The sequence below is a fragment of the Duganella margarita genome (assembly GCF_009857535.1).
Taxonomy (GTDB): Bacteria; Pseudomonadota; Gammaproteobacteria; order Burkholderiales; family Burkholderiaceae_D; genus Rugamonas; species Rugamonas margarita.
Map to the genome: position 1 here is coordinate 1 of NZ_WWCS01000010.1, position 16,277 is coordinate 16,277.

A 16,277-nucleotide genomic window follows, 5' to 3' on the forward strand; every position below is an offset into this window, starting at 1 on the left:
TCTGGTGGCGCAGCGGCGCGGCGTGCGGGCCGCGCTGCGGCTGGCGCCCTACCTGCGGCGGCTATGGCGCGCCGCCGGGCGCGCCCAGCTGCTGCACGTGATGGCGACGTCCGGCTGGTCCTGGCATCTGCACGCCGCGCCCGCGATCTGGATCGGCCGGCTGCGCGGCGCCGGGGTCGTGCTGCATTACCACGGCGGCGAAGCGCCGGCGTTCCTGGCGCGCAGTCCGCGCCTGGTCGGCTTCAGCCTGCGCCGTGCCCACGCCGTCATCGTGCCGTCGGCCTATCTGGCCCGGGTCTTTGGCGCCTCCGGCGTCGCGGTGCGCATCGTGCCCAACGTCGTCGACCTGGCGCGCTTCCGGCCACCGCCGGCGCGCCCGGCGCAGGCGCAGGTCCTGATCGCCCGCCATCTCGAACCGCTGTACGACCACGCCACCGCGCTGCATGCGTTCGCGCTGCTGCGCCGGCAGCTGCCGCAGGCGCGCCTGACCATCTGCGGCGACGGCCCGGAACTGGCGCGGCTGCAACAACTGGCGGCGGCGCTACAGCTACAGCACGCCGTCCACTTCGCCGGCAAGACCGACAACGCCGCCATGCCCGCTTATTATCAGCAGGCCGACCTGATGCTCAATCCCAGCCGGGCCGACAACCTGCCGGTGTCGGTGCTGGAGGCCTGGGCCAGCGGCGTGCCGGTGGTCAGCACGGCGGTCGGCGGCGTGCCCGACCTGATCCGGCACGACGTCGACGGCCTGCTGGTGCCGCCGGGCGATCCCGCCGCGATGGCGCGCGCCATGGCGGCCCTGCTGGCCGACCGCGCCACCGCGCAACGCCTCGCCGGCGCCGGCCTGGCCGCCGTCCAGCGCTTCAGCTGGCAGCAAGTGGCCCCGCTGCTGTTCGCGCAATACCGGCGGCTGCTCGACCGTCCGCGCGGTGCCGGCTACACCGCCCTGGTGTCGGCCGTGCTGTTTCCATTGCATGAATGGTTCAAGCGCCACAACAGCGCGCCATTGCGGCGCCAGATGGAAGTCAGCCAGTGGTGGCGGCGCGACCAGATCGAAAGCCTGCAGCTGCAGCGCCTGCGCGCGTTGCTGCTGCACGCATCGGAGCACGTGCCCTATTACCGCCAGCAATACGCCCGCATCGGTTTTGACGCCAACCGGGTCCAGCACGTGCGCGACCTGCGCCTGCTGCCGATCCTGCGCAAATCGCATATCAACGACCACCGCGATGACTTCCGGGCCGATGACGCCGGGCGCCTGCAGCGCTTCACCACCGGCGGCTCCAGCGGCGAACCGCTGATTTTCTACCTGGGCAAGCGACGCGTCAGCCATGACGTCGCCGCCAAATGGCGTGCCACGCGCTGGTGGGGCGTGGACATCGGCGACCGCGAGGCGGTGCTGTGGGGCTCGCCGATCGAGCTGAGCGCCCAGGACGTGTGGCGCGCGCGCCGCGACCGCGTCATGCGCAGCGACCTGTTGCCAGCCTTCGACCTGGCCCCCGCCCGCCTCGACGCCTACCTGGCCCACCTGCAGCGGCAGCGCCCGGCCATGCTGTTCGGCTACCCGTCGGTGATGTGCCTGCTGGCGCAGCATGCGCAGGCGCGCGGCGTCCGCCTGGACCGGCTCGGCGTATGGGTGGTGTTCGTCACCGCCGAGCGCCTGTATGACGACCAGCGCGCCCTGCTGGCGCGCGCCTTCGCCGCCCCGGTCGCCAACGGCTACGGCGGCCGCGACGCCGGCTTCATCGCCCACGAGTGCCCGGAAGGCGGCATGCACATCACCGCCGAGGACGTCATCGTCGAGATCCTCGATGCGCATGGCGAGCCGGTGCCGCCGGGCGACAGCGGCGCCATCGTCATCACCCACCTGGCCAGCCGCGAGTTTCCGTTCATCCGCTACGCCACCGGCGACATCGGCGCGCTCGATCCGGCGCCGTGCCGCTGCGGCCGCGGCCTGCCGCTGCTGCAACGGGTCGAAGGCCGGGTCACCGATTTCGTGGTGGCCCGCGACGGCACGGTGATGCATGGCCTGGCGCTGGTCTACATCCTGCGCGACCTGCCGCAGGTGCGCGCCTTCAAGATCATCCAGGAAACGCTGGACTGCACCCGGGTGCTGCTGGTCAGCGTCGACGGCCTGCCGCCGTCGCTGCGGCTCAGCATCGTGACGCAATTCCGCGCCCGGCTGGGAGCGACGGTGGAGATTGTTATCGAGGAAGTGACGGCGATACCGGCCGAGGCGTCCGGCAAGCATCGCTACGTCATCAGCAAGGTCGCCAGCCATTGAGCCCACGTCCGGTCAAGGTTGCCTGACCATGGCCGTCTCAACCGGATGCTGCCGGTGATAGCGCGCCAGCGCCTGCCGTTGCGCCGCCTGGTGCGCGGCCACCGTGGCCGGTGTCAGCTCGACGCCAAAGTCGCTGTCGGCGCCAAACAGGCGCGCCAGCACCATCGCCCCGACCCGCGTCCGGTAATGCGAGGTTTCCCAATAATTGCGCATCTCGGGCTGGCCGCTGACCTGCGGCGGCGGCTCGGTGGTCACCTCGTTAAAGCCGGCAAAATCAAACACCCGCACATCGCAGCCCTGCCGCCGCTGCTGGTCGGCCAGCGCCGCCAGTTGCCCCTGCCAGCGTTCCAGCGCCGGCCACTTGCCGGCCCAGTACAGGGCGTCGCTGGTCATCGCATGGGTCGGATTAAGGTACAGTCGCAGCCGGGTGCCGGCGCGGCACAGCCGGTCCATGCTGGCCGCCAGTTCCTGCATGGCGTCCGTCGTCGGCCCGCCGCCGCGCGCGAATTCCCGTACCCGCGGCAGGATGGCGGCGCCGGTGCCGCCGAGGCTGGCGATGCGATCGCGCACGCAGCGGCCGTCACGCTGCCCATACAGCGCCAGGCTGGACTGACAGATGTCGCCAAACGTGCCGCGCAGCACGCGGATCGAATCGAGCGTCATGTCGATGCTGATCGCCCGTTTCAGATTGATCAGCGCCCGCCGCAGAAAATACCAGCGGTCGGCCGCCACCAGCGCCCGGTCAAAGTCGGAATTGCCGATTTCCATGGAAAACGATGGCGCGTCGATGCCCCACACCACGGTCTCGAGCCGGCTGACGGCGGCCGCGTGGCGCAGCATCGCCGCCGCGTCGCCCAGCGAGGCGCCGGACAGCGCGCCGTTGAACACCCGCTGCCCCGCGAACTCCGGCGTCTGCACCGGCAAGCCCAGCTCGGTGCGGGAATTGCCGAGATACAGCACCTGCGGCTGAAACCGCGCCAGCGCGTAAGTCTTGCCCCAAGGACTGAGTTTCTCCCGCCCCGGCAACAGCCGTTGCAGGTGCGGCGTCTGCCACTGGTGCGTCAGGTAGGGATCGACCTGGTAGTTCAGCGCGGCCACCGCGCCCGTCAGCCCCAGGCTCAGCGCGCAAAAGATGGCGACATAGCGACGCCAATCGGCTTGTGTGTTCATGATCAGAATTGGAAGTAGAGAAACTCGGTGACCTTGTTCATATTGAACAGGCAGCACAGAAACACCATCGCGATCAGCGTGCTGCGCCAGGTGGCCGGCGTCCATTGCCCCGGCGCGCCGAACAGCTGCTGCGTATTCGGCGCAAATAACGCCAGCCCCATCGCCACCGCCAGGGTCGGCAGCGCCGCCCCGCGCATGTCGATCCAGCGGATGCCGTCAAACACCGGATGCAGGCCCAGCGCGGCCAGCGGGCCCGCCCAGCCGGCCAGCGGACGCGGCAGTGCGATGCCGTTGGCGCCGGCCAATCCCTGCAACACTTCGCCGGCGGTGGCCAGGTCCGGTGCGCGGAACACCACCCAGGCCGCCATCACCGCCAGCAGCGTCAGCCAGCGGCCCCAACAGCGCGGCGTCGCCGACCGCGTCAGCGCCTGCCAGCCGTGCTGGATCACCAGGTAGCCCCCGTGCAGCGCGCCCCACACCACGAAGGTCCAGCCGGCGCCGTGCCACAGCCCGCCCAGCAGCATGGTCAGCATCAGGTTGCGGTAGCGGCTGACAGCGCCGTGGCGGTTGCCGCCCAGCGGCACGTACAGATAATCGCGCAGGAAACGCGACAAGGTCATGTGCCAGCGCCGCCAGAACTCGCTGATATTGGCCGCCTTGTACGGCGAATTGAAATTCAGCGGCAGCCGCACGCCAAACAGCCGCGACAGGCCGATCGCCATGTCCGAGTAGCCGGAAAAATCAAAGTACAGCTGGCAGGTGTACGCCAGCGTGCCGATCCACGCTTCCACCAGCTGCGGCTGGGCGCCGGGCGCGAACACCGGCGCCGCCAGCACCGAGATCGGATCGGCCAGCAGCACCTTCTTGGCCAGGCCCACCACGAATATCGACAGCCCGATGGCCACGTCGGCCATGTCGAAGCGAGGCAGCCGATCGAATTGCGGCATCATCTCCTTGTGGTGCAGCACCGGACCGGCAATCAGGTGCGGAAAATAACTGACAAACAGCGTGTAATGCACCAGCCGGTACTCGCCGTTGCCGCCACGGTAGCAATCGACCAGATACGCGATCTGGGTGAACGTAAAGAACGAGATACCGACCGGCAAAATAATCTCCCAGCCATGACCCGGCAGGAAGAAATTGGCGTATTTATAGTAGGCCAGCACGGCCAGATTGGCCGCCACGCCGAACAGCAACATGCGGCGGTGCTGCGCGCACCAGTAGTTGAACAGGATGGAACCGAGCAGCAGCGGCAGGTAGCGCGTATCCCAATAGCCGTAGAAGAACAGCGACGCCAGCGCCAGCCAGCCGGCAATCCAGTGCGGACGCCAGCGCAACAGCACGAAGTAGCCCGCCAGCACCGCCGGCAGGTACAGAAACAGGAAGCTGAACGAATTAAACAGCATGGCCCGCTCCGTGTTGGCGACGCTGGTACAGCAGCTGGTAACAGTCGGCGATTTTCAGCGCCGCGCGCCGCCAGGCGAAGTCCTGCACCAGCGCGCTGACCGCAGCGCGCGGCGGCGGCGTCGCGACCAGCGCCTGGATCGCCAGCCGCAGCGCATCGGTGTCGCTCCAGCGCAACTGCTTGAGCGCAAACCCGCTGCCTGGCAGATGAAGTGGACTGTCATCGGCCATCACCACCGGCGTGCCGGTCGCCAACGCCTCCAGTACCGGCAATGGAAACGCTTCGCCCTGGCTGGGCAGGACCAGCACCGACGCCGCCGCATACGCACTGGCCAGCAAGGGATCCTGGTGCGCCAGCTGGCCCAGCCAGCGGACGTTGGGCGCCGCCACCAGGCCCTGCAGGTAGGCCTGATGTTGCCGCCGCGCGTGGCCGAGCAATACCACCGGCAGCTCCGGAGTCGCCAGCATGCGCGTCAGGTCCTGTTGATGCTTGTACGGCGCGATGCTGCCGGCCATCAGCACAAACGGGCCGTCCAGGCCGGTATGGCGGCGAAACGCCTGCGCATCGGCGGCGAAAAACCGTTCGGCCACACCATTGGGCAGCAAGTGAATCCGGGCGGGGGCGACCTTGAAGCCATCAATCAGCGCGTCTTGCTCCGCCTCGTCCGCTGCGATCACCAGTTGCGCCAGCTGCAAAGCGCGCTTGGTCTGGGCGTAGCTGGTTTGCACGTTCCACCGGGTCAGCCGTCCGGTCAACTGCTCGGCGACGCCGGCGCGCCAGCCCGCACTGCGGCTCCATCCCGGCGCCAGCAAGGCCGACAGCACCACCGGCACGCCCAGCTCGTGCGCCAGCTCCACCACCCGGACATTGCCGTTGATTGCCGAAAACACATGAAGGACATCGTAACGGTCGAGGCGCTGACGGTTGGTATCGACCAGCTCGATCTCCAGTCCCGGCACGGCCAGCTGGCGCAGGGCGGCAATGGTGGACCGCACTTGCAGCTGCAAGCCGCTGTCCCGCTGAAACAACATGGCATACGACAAAATACCCACCCGCATGACTCGCTCCTTATCGATGCAGCAACGCCAGCGCCTTGCGTGCCGCCAGCGAGCATTCGTTCGCCAGCGGATGGCGCACATAGTGAACCGCCGCCAGCCAGACCAGCGCGCACAGCACAGCCGCCGCCAGCAGCTGCGGCAACGCCTGTCCTTGCGGCCGCCACTGCTGCAAGAGCGCCACACCGGACAGGCACAAGGCCGCCACCGCGCCGCTGCGCCGGGTGGCCGCCAGCAATGGTGCGCAGCGCAGCGCGACCAGGCGGCGCAGATACCAATACGTCAGCCCGCAGCGCAATAGCGCGCCCGCCACCGCCGCCCAGCCCACCCAGTACAGGCCGAACGGCGCCGCGACCAGCAGGGCCAGCACCCGTAGCGGCACCGTCATCGCATCCAGCCGCGCCTGCGCCCCGACCTCGCCCATCGCCACAAACAGGTAGCGCGCCATGTTGAACGTGCTGAACAGCGCCGACGCCAGGCAAATCACGCGGATCAGCGGCACGGCGGCATCCCACTGGTCGCCGTACAACACCCGCACCAGCGCCGGCGCCATCAGCGCGACGAAGCCGAAGAACGGCCACGCCAGCGCGCTGATGTAGCCGACGGTGGTCAGATACGCTTGCCGCAAGTCACGCCCCTCGCGCGCCTGCAATGAAAACAACGGGAAGATCACCGGCGAGACCGCCGCCGTCACCAGTTGATTAAAGACGTTGATCACGCCCATCGCCTTGCTGTAAATGCCGACCTCGGCCAGCCCGATCAGCTTGCCGATGATCAGATCCGGCGCCGCCACGCCCATCTCGTCGATCACCGTGCCGGCCGTCGACACCGTGCCGAACGACAGGATGGTGCGCATGCCGCGCCATCCCGGCAGCCACGGCAGCTCGGACGGGCGGCAGCACAAGGTCGCCAGCAGCGTCGCCAGCGCGCTGGCGACCGCGCCGCACACCAGGCTCAGGTAGCCCCAGCCGAGCAACGCCAGCCCGATCGAACACCCCATCTGCGCCGCGCACTGGCTGGTGTTGATGGCGAAGATCGCCGCGAACCGCATCTGCCGCCGCAGGTACGGCAAGGCCAGCGCGCTGAACGGAATCAGCAGGAAATTGATCGACAGCAGTTGCAAAGTGGTGCGCAGCCGCGGCTCGTGATAAAACCATGCGGCCGGTGCGCTGGCGGCCAGCACCAGCGCCGCCAGCGTCCACGCCACCAGCAGGCTGACGCTGAGCGCGGCGCGCAGTTGTTGCCGGTCCAGCTCCGGCGCGTGGATCAGGTAGGCGCCGACGCCGAAGTCGCGCACCACCTGCGCCAGTCCGATCAGCACCGCGCCGACCGCGTACACGCCGACATCGTCCGGTGTCAGCAGCCGCGCCAGCACCATCGTGCCGATGGTGTTGAGCACCAGCAGCGTATATTTCTCCGAAAACGAGAACAGGAAAGAACGATGGGGTTTCATAACAGGCCGTCGTAGAACGCTGCCACTTGCTGGCCGACCACCTCGTTGCTGTAGCGGCTGATCGCCACCTCGCGTCCGGCGGCCCCCATGGCTGCGCGCCGCGCCGGATCGGCCAGCAAGTCCCCGATCGCCAGCGCCGCCGCCGCCAGGTCATGCGCTGGAATCAATAGTCCGCCCGGACAGTCAGTCAGGATGTCGGCGCTGCCGGGCACGTCCGTCGCCACCGCCGGCACCCCGCACGCCATCGCCTCGATGGTGGCGATCCCGAAGCCTTCGTTGCGGCTCATCAGCAGGTGGACGTCGAGCGCTGGCATCAGCGTCTGCACCTCGGCCACGAAGCCGGTAAAGATCACCCATGGCGTCAGGCCCAGCCGCTCGGCCTGCTCGCGCAACGCCGCCTCCAGCGGCCCGTCGCCGGCCAGCACCAGGTACAGGTCGGGAAACCGCACCCGCAGCGCCGCCAGCAGCCCGATCGCCAGCGCCGGCCGCTTTTGCTCCGCCAACCGCGCCACCGTGCCGATCGCCAACGCCTGCTGCGGCAGCTGCCAACGCTGGCGCGCCTGCAGGCGCGTCGCCAGCGACGGCCGGAAGCGCGCGACGTCGACCGGATTCGGGATCACCGCCAGCCGCGCCGTCGGCGACAGGTAGTCCCGGTACAGCGCCAGGAAATGCGCCAGCGCCGAGTCCGACACCGCATAGACCCCGCGCACGCCGGCGAACGCCTGACGCAGCAGCCGCGCATGCCACGCGCTGAAGCTGGTCGGGGGAAACGCATTGTGGACACTGATGACCGCCGGCAGCCGGCATTGCTGCGCCAGCCACAGCACCGATGCGCCGTACGTGGTCCAGCAAAACGCCACATGCACCAGATCGGCTTTGAATGCCCGCAACCGGGGGGCGCCGAACCAGCGCGTGCGCCAGCGGCGCACTTCACGCCAGCGCCAGTTTCCCTCGAAGAACACCGGCGGATCGAATGCGGCCACGGTCACCTGTTCGCGCGCCAGGCGCTGCGTCCACGCGGTCAGGCCGGCGAAGGGCCGCAGCCCCAGCACCGCCTGGTAGCCGGCCGCCTGCAGATAGCGCGCCTCCTGCGCCATGCGCAATTCCATGCCACCCAGCTCGCCGGAATAGCTGGTCAGCAGCACCGTGTTGCGTGCCGGCGGCACGCCGTGCCAGGCTTCGTAAAAATAGCCGCGCAGATAGGCCATTTCCCAGCGATGGCTGAAGCGGCGGCCGGCGTCGCCGCTCACCACGGCGCGCAGCCAGGCCAGCGCTTCCAGCGCGTAGCGCGGCCACATCCAGCGCGGCACGCGCGCCAGCTCGGCAAACCGGCCGCGTTGCTGCTGGCGGAATTGGCCACGCCCGAAACGCCAGGCCTTCTGCAGGATGTAGTCGATCTCGACCTGATGGCGGCGGATATGGTGCGCCACCCGCGCTCCATGGTAGAAGCTGGCGCGGTAGCCGGCCATCGCCAGCCGGCGCGTCAATTCGGTCTCGCTGCCCATCGCGTAGTCGGCGCCATTGGGACCGACGCCGACCTCGAAGCGGTGCCCCGCCGCAAACGGCGCGCGCCGCACCGCCATGTTGGCGCCCCACACCAGTCCGGGAAACACCGGCCCGTCCGGCAGCGCGGGCGAGGTCAGTCCATACGTCAGTCCGGTGGGAATCAGCGGCAGCAGCCAGGCCGGCGGCGGCGCCGCCCAGTCCGGCAAAATGGCGCCGCCGAACACGCTGTCGGCCGGATATGCCTGCGCGCAGGCCTGCCATTGCAGCAGCCAGTCCGGCTCCGGCGTGGCGTCGTCATCGGTGAAAATATACAGCGCGTCGTCGGGTTCCGGCGTGGCCAGCGCCGCCTCCAGCGCCCGGTTCAGCGCCCGGTTCTTGCCGGCCACCGGTTCCTGCAGACAGCGCAGCGGCAGCCGCCCGGCGTAACTGGCGAGCAGCGCGCCGGTGCCGTCGCTGCTGCCGTTGTCGACAATCAGCAGGCGCCAGCCGCCGTCCGGCACCTGCAGACGGCAATACGCGTCCAGCACTTTCGGCAACGTCGCCGCGCCATTGCGGCTTGCCATGAGTACGGTCAACAAGGCCCGGTCTCCCCTGTCCTATGATGGCTAGATCAAAAAGCCAGTGTAGCGACAGGCTCAATCGCAACGTTGAGCCAAATCAATGACTGCCATGCGCGACATCTTCGTTACCATTATTGTATTTGCCAGCCTGCCGCTGATCATCAAGCATCCCGTCAATGGCGTATTGATGTGGATCTGGATCAGCGTCATGAATCCGCACACCCAGAGCTGGGGCTTCGCCGCCACCTTCCCGTTCGCCCAGATCGTCGCCGTCATCACGCTGTTCAGCCTGGCCACGTCGCGCACGCCCAAGACCTTGCCGGCCAGCGGCATCACCTTCGTGCTGCTGGCCATGGTGCTGTGGATGAATGTCACCACGCTGTTCGCGCTGTTCCCGGCGGCGTCGCAGGCGCAGCTGGTCAAGGTGATGAAAATCATGCTGATGAGTCTGGTAACAATGGTGGTGATCCGCCGCCGCGAGGACGTCCATCGCATGATCTGGGTATTGGTGATTTCGCTCGGCTACTACGGCGTCAAGGGCGGCATTTTCACGGTGCGCGAAGGCGGCAATTATCTGGTCTGGGGGCCGATCGGCACCTTCATCGGCGGCAACAACGAAATCGCGTTGGCGCTGATCATCGCCATTCCGCTGATGCGCTACCTGCAGCTGAGCACCAACCGGCGCTGGGTCCGGCATGCCCTGACGGCAGCCATGCTGCTGTCGGCCATGGCGGCGCTGGGCAGCTACTCGCGCGGCGCGCTGCTGGCGATCGGCGCCATGCTGGTGCTGATGTGGCTGAAAAGCCAGCAAAAGCTGCTGGGCGCCTTCATTCTGGTGCTGTGCACACCGCTGGCGCTGCTGTACATGCCGGAACGCTGGACCGAGCGCATGGACAGCATTGCCAGCTATGAAGCCGACAGCTCCGCCATGGGCCGCATCAATGCCTGGCACATGGCGTACAACCTGGCCAAGGACCGCTTCTTCGGCGGCGGCTTCGAAATCGCCGATCCGTCCGTATTCTACCTGTACGCGCCGGACCCGACCGCGGTGCACGCCGCCCACAGCATTTACTTCCAGGCGCTGGGCGAACACGGCTTTATTGGACTGGGGCTGTATTTGCTGCTGGGTACGTTGACCTGGCGGTCGGCGTCGTGGGTGGTGCGCAACAGCCAGCACGACCCCGAATGGCAGTGGGCCAGCAACCTGGCCAAGATGATCCAATCGAGCCTGATCGGCTTTGCGGTGGGTGGCGCCTTCCTCAGCCTGCTGTATTTCGACGTGCCGTATTACCTGATGGCGGCCGTGGTGGCGCTGCGCGCGCTGACCGCGCAACGGCTGGCCGAACGCCAGGCCGGGGTGGCGGCATGAGCGCCTCCCGGCTGTCGGTGCTGATCTACCACCGGGTGCTGGCGGCGCCGGACCCCTTGCTGCCCAGCCTGCCCGACGTGCAGCGCTTCGACCGCCAGATGGCGCTGCTCCGGCGTCACTTCACGGTGCTGCCGGTGAGCCAGGCGGTGCGTCGCCTGCAAGATCAGACGCTGCCGCCGCGCGCGGCCTGCATCACCTTCGACGACGGCTACGCCGACAACGCCGAGCACGCGCTGCCGGTCCTGCAAAAGTACGGCCTGAACGCCACTTTTTTCATCGCCAGCGGCTATCTGGACGGCGGCCAGATGTGGAACGACGACATCATCGACTACGTCCGCCAGGCCGGCGGCGGCCCGCAGACGCTCGACCAGCTGCTCATGGAACTCAAGTACCTGCCGTTCGAGCACCGCCAGCGCACCGCCAGCGCGCTGGCGCCGCCGCGCCGCCGGCCACTGATGCTACGCTCCGACCAGCTGCGGGCGCTGCACGCGGCCGGCATGGAAATCGGCGCCCACACCCACCGCCACCCGATCCTGGCCGCCGTGCCGGACGCCGACGCGCGCGCCGACATCGCCCAGGGCAAGGCCATGCTGGAGGACATCATCCAGGCGCCGGTCACACTGTTCGCCTATCCCAACGGCAAACCCGGGGCGGATTATTGCCAGCGCCATGTACACATGGTGCAGAAGATCGGCTTCGACGCCGCCTTCAGCACCGTCGCCGGCGCCGCCTACGAAGGCAGCGACCTGCTGCAATTGCCGCGTTTTACGCCGTGGGAGCCGGACCGGCTGCGATTTCTGCTGCGTCTGCTGGCGCAGCGGCGCGTGGCGGTATAGCGTGCTGCTGCAGCCACTGTTCCAGCATCATCAGCACCCACACCATGGTGCCGTGATAGGCGGCATGCTCGTGCACCAGCGTCTGTGTCAAGCGGTCGATGAAGTCCGGGCGCACGATACGGCGCGCTTTCAAATCGGCCAGGCTGTCGAAGGCCAGCTCGCGTAAGCGGACGTCGGTCAGCAGCCAGTGACCGAACGGCATGCCAAAGCCGTGCTTTTTCTTGCGCAGGATGGCGCGCGGCAGGTGCTCGCGCAGGGCATGTTTGAAGAAGTAGCGCAGTCGCGTGCCGTTCAGCTTGTCGCTGGGCGGCAGGCAGGCAGAGAAGGTCAGCAGCGCGTCGCTGAGGAAGGGAAATGCGGGCTCCACGCCGGCCAGCTCGCAGGCCAGGCTGACCTTGCGCAGATCGTTGTCGGCCAGCGTGTAGCGCAGATCCAGCGCCTGCATGCGGTTGATCTGGCTGAGGCCGTGCGCTTCCCAATAGCAGGCATGCAGCTGCCCCAGCGGCGCGGCTTCGTCGACGGACGCCAGGAACTCGCCGTCCAGTACCCGCGCCGCGCCGTAGCGTTGCAGCAGATTGTAGCTTTCCAGCCGCGCCGGCATCGGCAGCAGCGCCTGCTCGACGTAGCTGCGCGCCTTGCGCAGCAGCGGCGCCTGCCAGCCGCCGGCCAGCCCGAACAATAGCGGCTCGAGCAGCAATTGGCGCACCGAAGACGGCCATTGCTCATAACGTGCAAACAGCGCCTGGCGCGCGTAACGCTCGTTGCCGCCGAACAGTTCATCGCCGCCGTCGCCGCCCAGCAAGCGCGTGACGCCATCCGCACGTGCCATCTGCGCGCAGAAATACGCCGGCACCACGGACGAATTGCCGAACGGCTGCGCGCTGGCCGCTGCAATCTGCGGAATCGCGTCGGCCACATCGCCGGCGGTCAGGTAATATTCGTGATGGTCGGTGCCGAAGTGGCGGGCGGCGATGCGCGCATAGGCCATTTCATCATAGCCATCGACATCGAAGCCGATGGAATAGGTGCGCGCCGGCCGTTCCAGCAAACCGGCCAGCGTCGAACTGTCGGTGCCGCCGCTGAGGAAGGCGCCGATGTGGTCGTTTCCGCTGGCGGCTTGCCGCACCGACGCGCGCAGCGCGCCCAAAAACTGGCTTTTCAGCGCGACAAACGGTACGCTGCGCTCTTCGCGGAAGCGCATGCGCCAATAGACGCTCCGCTCCAAGCGCCCGCGCCGATACAGCAGGTATTCGCCCGGCTGCAAGCGGTGCTGGTGGCGGTAGACGCCGCGCGGCGCCGGAATCATGTGGAAATACAGGTAATCGAACAGCGATTGCGGGTCCAGCTCGCCCGCCGGCAAGGCCGCCGGCGAGGTCGCGAACAGCAGACCGCGCTGGTCGCTCTGATAATGCATGGTGTGCACGCCGCTGCGGTCCACGGCCAGCAGCACGCTACCCGTGCTGCCATCGACGATGCACAGCGCGAAATGTCCGCTCAGGTCGGCGCAGGCCTGCGCTCCGCGCGCGCGCCACTTGGCCACCAGCCGGTTGGCGAGCTGGTCCGCGCTGCCATCCAGGCTGGCGTGTCCCCAGACGGCGGCCATGAGCCCCGGCTCCTGATACAGGCTGACCGCAGCCGCAGCGGCCGCTACGCCGATTCCGCACGGCTCCTCCGTCACAATGCTGACCGGGCTGCCGTCAAAGCGCGCCATGCTGGCGGTGCGGGCGGACAGCGGCCGCGCGCCGAATTCGGCATCCCGGCGCAGATTCAGATAACCGCACAGTCCGCTCATACCAGTACCTCCAGCGGCGGCGGATGACCGAGAAACGCGGTCGGGCTGGCCGTCAGGCCATAGGCGCCGGACTGGAACACCACCACGTAGTCGCCAGGCTCCACGCGCGCCAGCTCCATGCTGTCGGCCAGCATATCGAGCGGCGTGCACAGCGGGCCGACCACGGTGACCACTTCGCGCGGCGCGGCATGCATGCGGTTGCCGACCGCCACCGGATAATTCTTGCGGATCACCTGCCCAAAATTGCCGGACGCAGCCAGGTGATGATGCAGGCCGCCATCGGTAATCACAAACACCCGACCGTGCGACAACTTGCGCTCCAGCACGCGGCAGACGTAGACGCCACCTTCGGCCACCAGATAGCGGCCCAGTTCCAGGATCAACTGCGTCTCCGGCGACGCCGCGGCCAGTGCTTGCACGGTGTCATGCAGGCCTTCGGCCACTGCAGTGAGATCGAGCGCACGTTCGCCCGGAAAGTACGGCACGCCGAAGCCGCCGCCGATATTGAGCAGGCGCAGCGGCGCCGGCGCGTGTTGCGCCAGCCGCAGCGCCAACTCCACGCTCAGGCGCTGCGCCTCGCAGATCGCCTTGGCGGACAAATTCTGCGCGCCGCAAAACAGGTGAAAACCCTGGAAATCGAGCGCCAGCCTGCCGAGCTTGCGCAGCATCGCCGGCACCCGCTCGGCGTCGACCCCGAACTGCCGCGCGCCGCCGGCCATCTTCATGCCGGCATACTTCAATTCAAACTCGGGATTGACGCGCACCGCGACCCGTGGCGTTATTCCCAGTAACTCACCGCTGCGGGCCGCGCGCTCCATCTCATCTTCGGACTCCAGATGCAACACCACGCCGGCCGCCACCGCGCTGCGCAACTCGGCATTGCTTTTGCCCGGGCCGGCGAAGCTGACGCGCGCCGGCGGCATGCCGGCGTCCAGCGCGGTTTTCATTTCGGCGGCGGAGGCCACGTCAAAGCCATCCACCAGCGACGCCATCATCTGCACCAGCGCCGGCATCGGATTGGCCTTGATGGCGTAGTGCACATGCACGCTGGACGGCAATACCCGCCGCAGCAAGCCGACGCGCAACTGGATATGGTTGCGTTCGTAGGCGTAGAACGGCGTGCGGCCGACCCGCTCCGCCAGCCGCGTCAGCGTGATGCCGCCCAGTTGCAGACAATCATCCAGCACAGGAAATTGGCGCAACTCCGCATGCGAAATCATCATTGACTCGCTCCCAGTTGCTGCGCCAGCAACGGCCGGTCGATCTTGCCGTTGGGATTGCGCGGCAGCGGTTGACTCCGCATATCAATCCGCGTCGGCACCATATAGGCTGGCAGGCAACGTTTGCAGGCGGCCAGCAGCGCCGGAGTGTTCAATTCGTCCCCCACCGCCACCAGCGCGATCGCCTGGCCCAGCGTCGGATGCGCGACGCCAAGTGCGGCGGCCTCCGACACCAGCCCGCTGGCATACACCACCTCCTCAACTTCGGCCGGGCTGACGCGGTAGCCGGAGGTTTTAATCATGTCATCCGTGCGCCCGATGAAATACAGGTAGCCTTCGTCATCGGCGCGCACGGTGTCACCGGACCAGACGGCCAGTTCCGGTATCGTCAACCCGCCGCTGCGGTCGGGCAAGGGCCGGAAGCGTTCCGCCGTGCGCGCTGCATCGTTCCAGTAACCCATCGCCACCAGCGCGCCACGATGCACCAGCTCACCCGGCTCATGGGGGCCGCACGGCGAACCGTCGCTGCGCAGCACCAGGATTTCCGCATTGGGAATCGCTTTGCCGATCGATTCCGGCCGGATCGCCAGTTGTTCCGGCGCCAGGTACGTTGAGCGGAACGCTTCGGTCAGTCCATACATCAGATAGATTTCGACATGCGGCAAGGCCTTGCGCAGCGCCTTGATGGTGGGCTGCGGCATGACGCCGCCGGAATTGGTGATGTAGCGCAGGCGCCGCGCATGGTGCCAGTTCAGTTCCGACAGCTGGATCCACAGCGGCGGTACGCCCGCCAGACCGGTAATGCGGTCGCGGTCCACCGCGTCGATCACATCGCGCAACAACAGGTGATTGAGCAGCACCGCGCAGGCGCCGACGGCGAACGCGGTGGTCAGCTGGCTCAGGCCGTAATCGAAACTGAGCGGCAACACGCACAGCAAGCGGTCTTCCTCGGTGTTATCCAGGTAGCTCGATACGCTAAGCGCGCCGGCCACCAGATTGCGGTGCGACAGCACCACGCCCTTGGGCTTGCCCGTGCTGCCGGAGGTGTACAGGATGGCGGCCATATCGCTGTCGATGCACGGATGCGACAGCTGCTGCGCCGCCGCCAGCATCGCCTCGCGCCATGAATGCAGTTTGATGCCGCCGGGCGGTTGCAGCGCCTCCATCGAGCCGATGATAATCACCGTGTGCAGATCCGGACACCCGGCCAGCGCAGCGGCCAGCTGATTGAACCGCTCACGCGAGGTCACGAGTATGCGCACATTGCAGTCGGCCAGTATGTACGCCACCTGCTCCGCCTTCAGCACCGGGTTGACCGGCACAAATACCGCCCCCGCCGCCGCCGCGCCAAACATGGCCGCCACCGCCTCCTCGCGCTTCTCCAGATAGACGGCCAGCCGCTCGCCGCGCCCCAGGCCGTGATTCAGCCAGGCATACGCGGCCTGCCGCACCATCTGCGCCAACGCGCCATAATTGAGTCCAACGCCCTGGTAGCACAGTGCCTGCCGCTCCGGCACCCGGCGCGCCGACTCGAAGATACATTCGTGGATAAGCTGCGGCATGACGGTTAGCCCTGGCAATGAACGGTTCTCCATGATCGGGACAAACCGCTGAGCCGTTCTTGATGCGC

The 16,277-nt window shown here is 67.6% G+C and carries 11 protein-coding genes; 3 read left to right on the top strand and 8 right to left on the bottom strand.

Features of this window, described 5'->3' with window-relative positions; translation table 11 throughout:
- A partial coding sequence (locus tag GTP55_RS16275; protein ID WP_161045928.1) for a glycosyltransferase occupies positions 1–2,281 on the top strand: 2,281 nt, incomplete at its 5' end.
- 12 nt (positions 2,282–2,293) lie between these two features.
- Here GTP55_RS16275 and GTP55_RS16280 read toward each other — a convergent pair.
- From GTP55_RS16280 to GTP55_RS16300, 5 genes are read right to left on the bottom strand one after another with little or no spacing between them, the layout of a single operon-like run.
- The gene (locus tag GTP55_RS16280; RefSeq protein WP_161045929.1) at positions 2,294–3,451 is read right to left on the bottom strand and encodes a hypothetical protein; all 1,158 of its coding nucleotides are present in this window, start codon (positions 3,449–3,451) and stop codon (positions 2,294–2,296) included.
- Positions 3,452–3,453: 2 nt separating this feature from the next.
- Positions 3,454–4,857 carry an MBOAT family O-acyltransferase gene (locus GTP55_RS16285; RefSeq protein WP_161045930.1) on the bottom strand — a complete coding sequence of 468 codons (1,404 nt, stop codon included), beginning with the start codon at positions 4,855–4,857 and terminating at the stop codon, positions 3,454–3,456.
- A complete protein-coding gene (locus GTP55_RS16290) occupies positions 4,847–5,914 on the bottom strand; it encodes a glycosyltransferase family 4 protein (protein ID WP_229257962.1) in 1,068 nt (355 codons plus the stop codon). The genes GTP55_RS16285 and GTP55_RS16290 overlap by 11 nt, the downstream gene beginning before the upstream one ends.
- Positions 5,915–5,924: 10 nt before the next feature.
- Positions 5,925–7,364: a lipopolysaccharide biosynthesis protein gene (locus GTP55_RS16295; RefSeq protein WP_161045931.1), complete on the bottom strand. Its 1,440-nt coding sequence runs from the start codon at positions 7,362–7,364 to the stop codon at positions 5,925–5,927.
- A complete protein-coding gene (locus GTP55_RS16300) occupies positions 7,361–9,448 on the bottom strand; it encodes a glycosyltransferase (RefSeq protein ID WP_229257963.1) in 2,088 nt (695 codons plus the stop codon). Before GTP55_RS16300 ends, GTP55_RS16295 begins: the two co-directional genes overlap by 4 nt.
- 82 nt (positions 9,449–9,530) lie before the next feature.
- Between GTP55_RS16300 and GTP55_RS16305 the strand changes: the two genes are divergently transcribed.
- Both GTP55_RS16305 and GTP55_RS16310 read left to right on the top strand, forming a co-directional pair.
- Positions 9,531–10,799 (top strand): putative O-glycosylation ligase, exosortase A system-associated, encoded by a 1,269-nt coding sequence (locus tag GTP55_RS16305; protein WP_229257964.1) that lies wholly within the window; start codon positions 9,531–9,533, stop codon positions 10,797–10,799.
- Positions 10,796–11,635: a polysaccharide deacetylase family protein gene (locus GTP55_RS16310; protein WP_161045932.1), complete on the top strand. Its 840-nt coding sequence runs from the start codon at positions 10,796–10,798 to the stop codon at positions 11,633–11,635. Before GTP55_RS16305 ends, GTP55_RS16310 begins: the two co-directional genes overlap by 4 nt.
- Here the strand turns inward: GTP55_RS16310 and GTP55_RS16315 are convergent.
- The 3 genes from GTP55_RS16315 to GTP55_RS16325 are packed head-to-tail and all read right to left on the bottom strand — an operon-like array spanning position 11,565 to position 16,209.
- On the bottom strand, positions 11,565–13,427 hold the full coding sequence (locus tag GTP55_RS16315) for an asparagine synthetase B family protein (RefSeq protein ID WP_161045933.1): 1,863 nt from the start codon (positions 13,425–13,427) through the stop codon (positions 11,565–11,567). The two genes, GTP55_RS16310 and GTP55_RS16315, sit on opposite strands and share 71 nt — an antisense overlap.
- Entirely contained in the window at positions 13,424–14,647 is a 1,224-nt protein-coding gene (locus tag GTP55_RS16320) for a pyridoxal-dependent decarboxylase, exosortase A system-associated (protein WP_161046086.1), read from the bottom strand. Before GTP55_RS16320 ends, GTP55_RS16315 begins: the two co-directional genes overlap by 4 nt.
- Positions 14,647–16,209 carry an acyl-CoA ligase (AMP-forming), exosortase A system-associated gene (locus GTP55_RS16325; RefSeq protein ID WP_161045934.1) on the bottom strand — a complete coding sequence of 521 codons (1,563 nt, stop codon included), beginning with the start codon at positions 16,207–16,209 and terminating at the stop codon, positions 14,647–14,649. The genes GTP55_RS16320 and GTP55_RS16325 overlap by 1 nt, the downstream gene beginning before the upstream one ends.
- Between the last annotated feature and the right edge of the window lie 68 nt (positions 16,210–16,277).

Coding starts and splice junctions, on each gene's coding strand:
- GTP55_RS16280 (WP_161045929.1), bottom strand. CDS start 3,451: ATGAACACACAAGCCGATTGGCGTCGCTATGTCGCCATCTTTTGCGCG.
- GTP55_RS16285 (WP_161045930.1), bottom strand. CDS start 4,857: ATGCTGTTTAATTCGTTCAGCTTCCTGTTTCTGTACCTGCCGGCGGTG.
- GTP55_RS16290 (WP_229257962.1), bottom strand. CDS start 5,914: ATGCGGGTGGGTATTTTGTCGTATGCCATGTTGTTTCAGCGGGACAGC.
- GTP55_RS16295 (WP_161045931.1), bottom strand. CDS start 7,364: ATGAAACCCCATCGTTCTTTCCTGTTCTCGTTTTCGGAGAAATATACG.
- GTP55_RS16305 (WP_229257964.1), top strand. CDS start 9,531: ATGACTGCCATGCGCGACATCTTCGTTACCATTATTGTATTTGCCAGC.
- GTP55_RS16310 (WP_161045932.1), top strand. CDS start 10,796: ATGAGCGCCTCCCGGCTGTCGGTGCTGATCTACCACCGGGTGCTGGCG.
- GTP55_RS16315 (WP_161045933.1), bottom strand. CDS start 13,427: ATGAGCGGACTGTGCGGTTATCTGAATCTGCGCCGGGATGCCGAATTC.
- GTP55_RS16320 (WP_161046086.1), bottom strand. CDS start 14,647: ATGATTTCGCATGCGGAGTTGCGCCAATTTCCTGTGCTGGATGATTGT.
- GTP55_RS16325 (WP_161045934.1), bottom strand. CDS start 16,209: ATGCCGCAGCTTATCCACGAATGTATCTTCGAGTCGGCGCGCCGGGTG.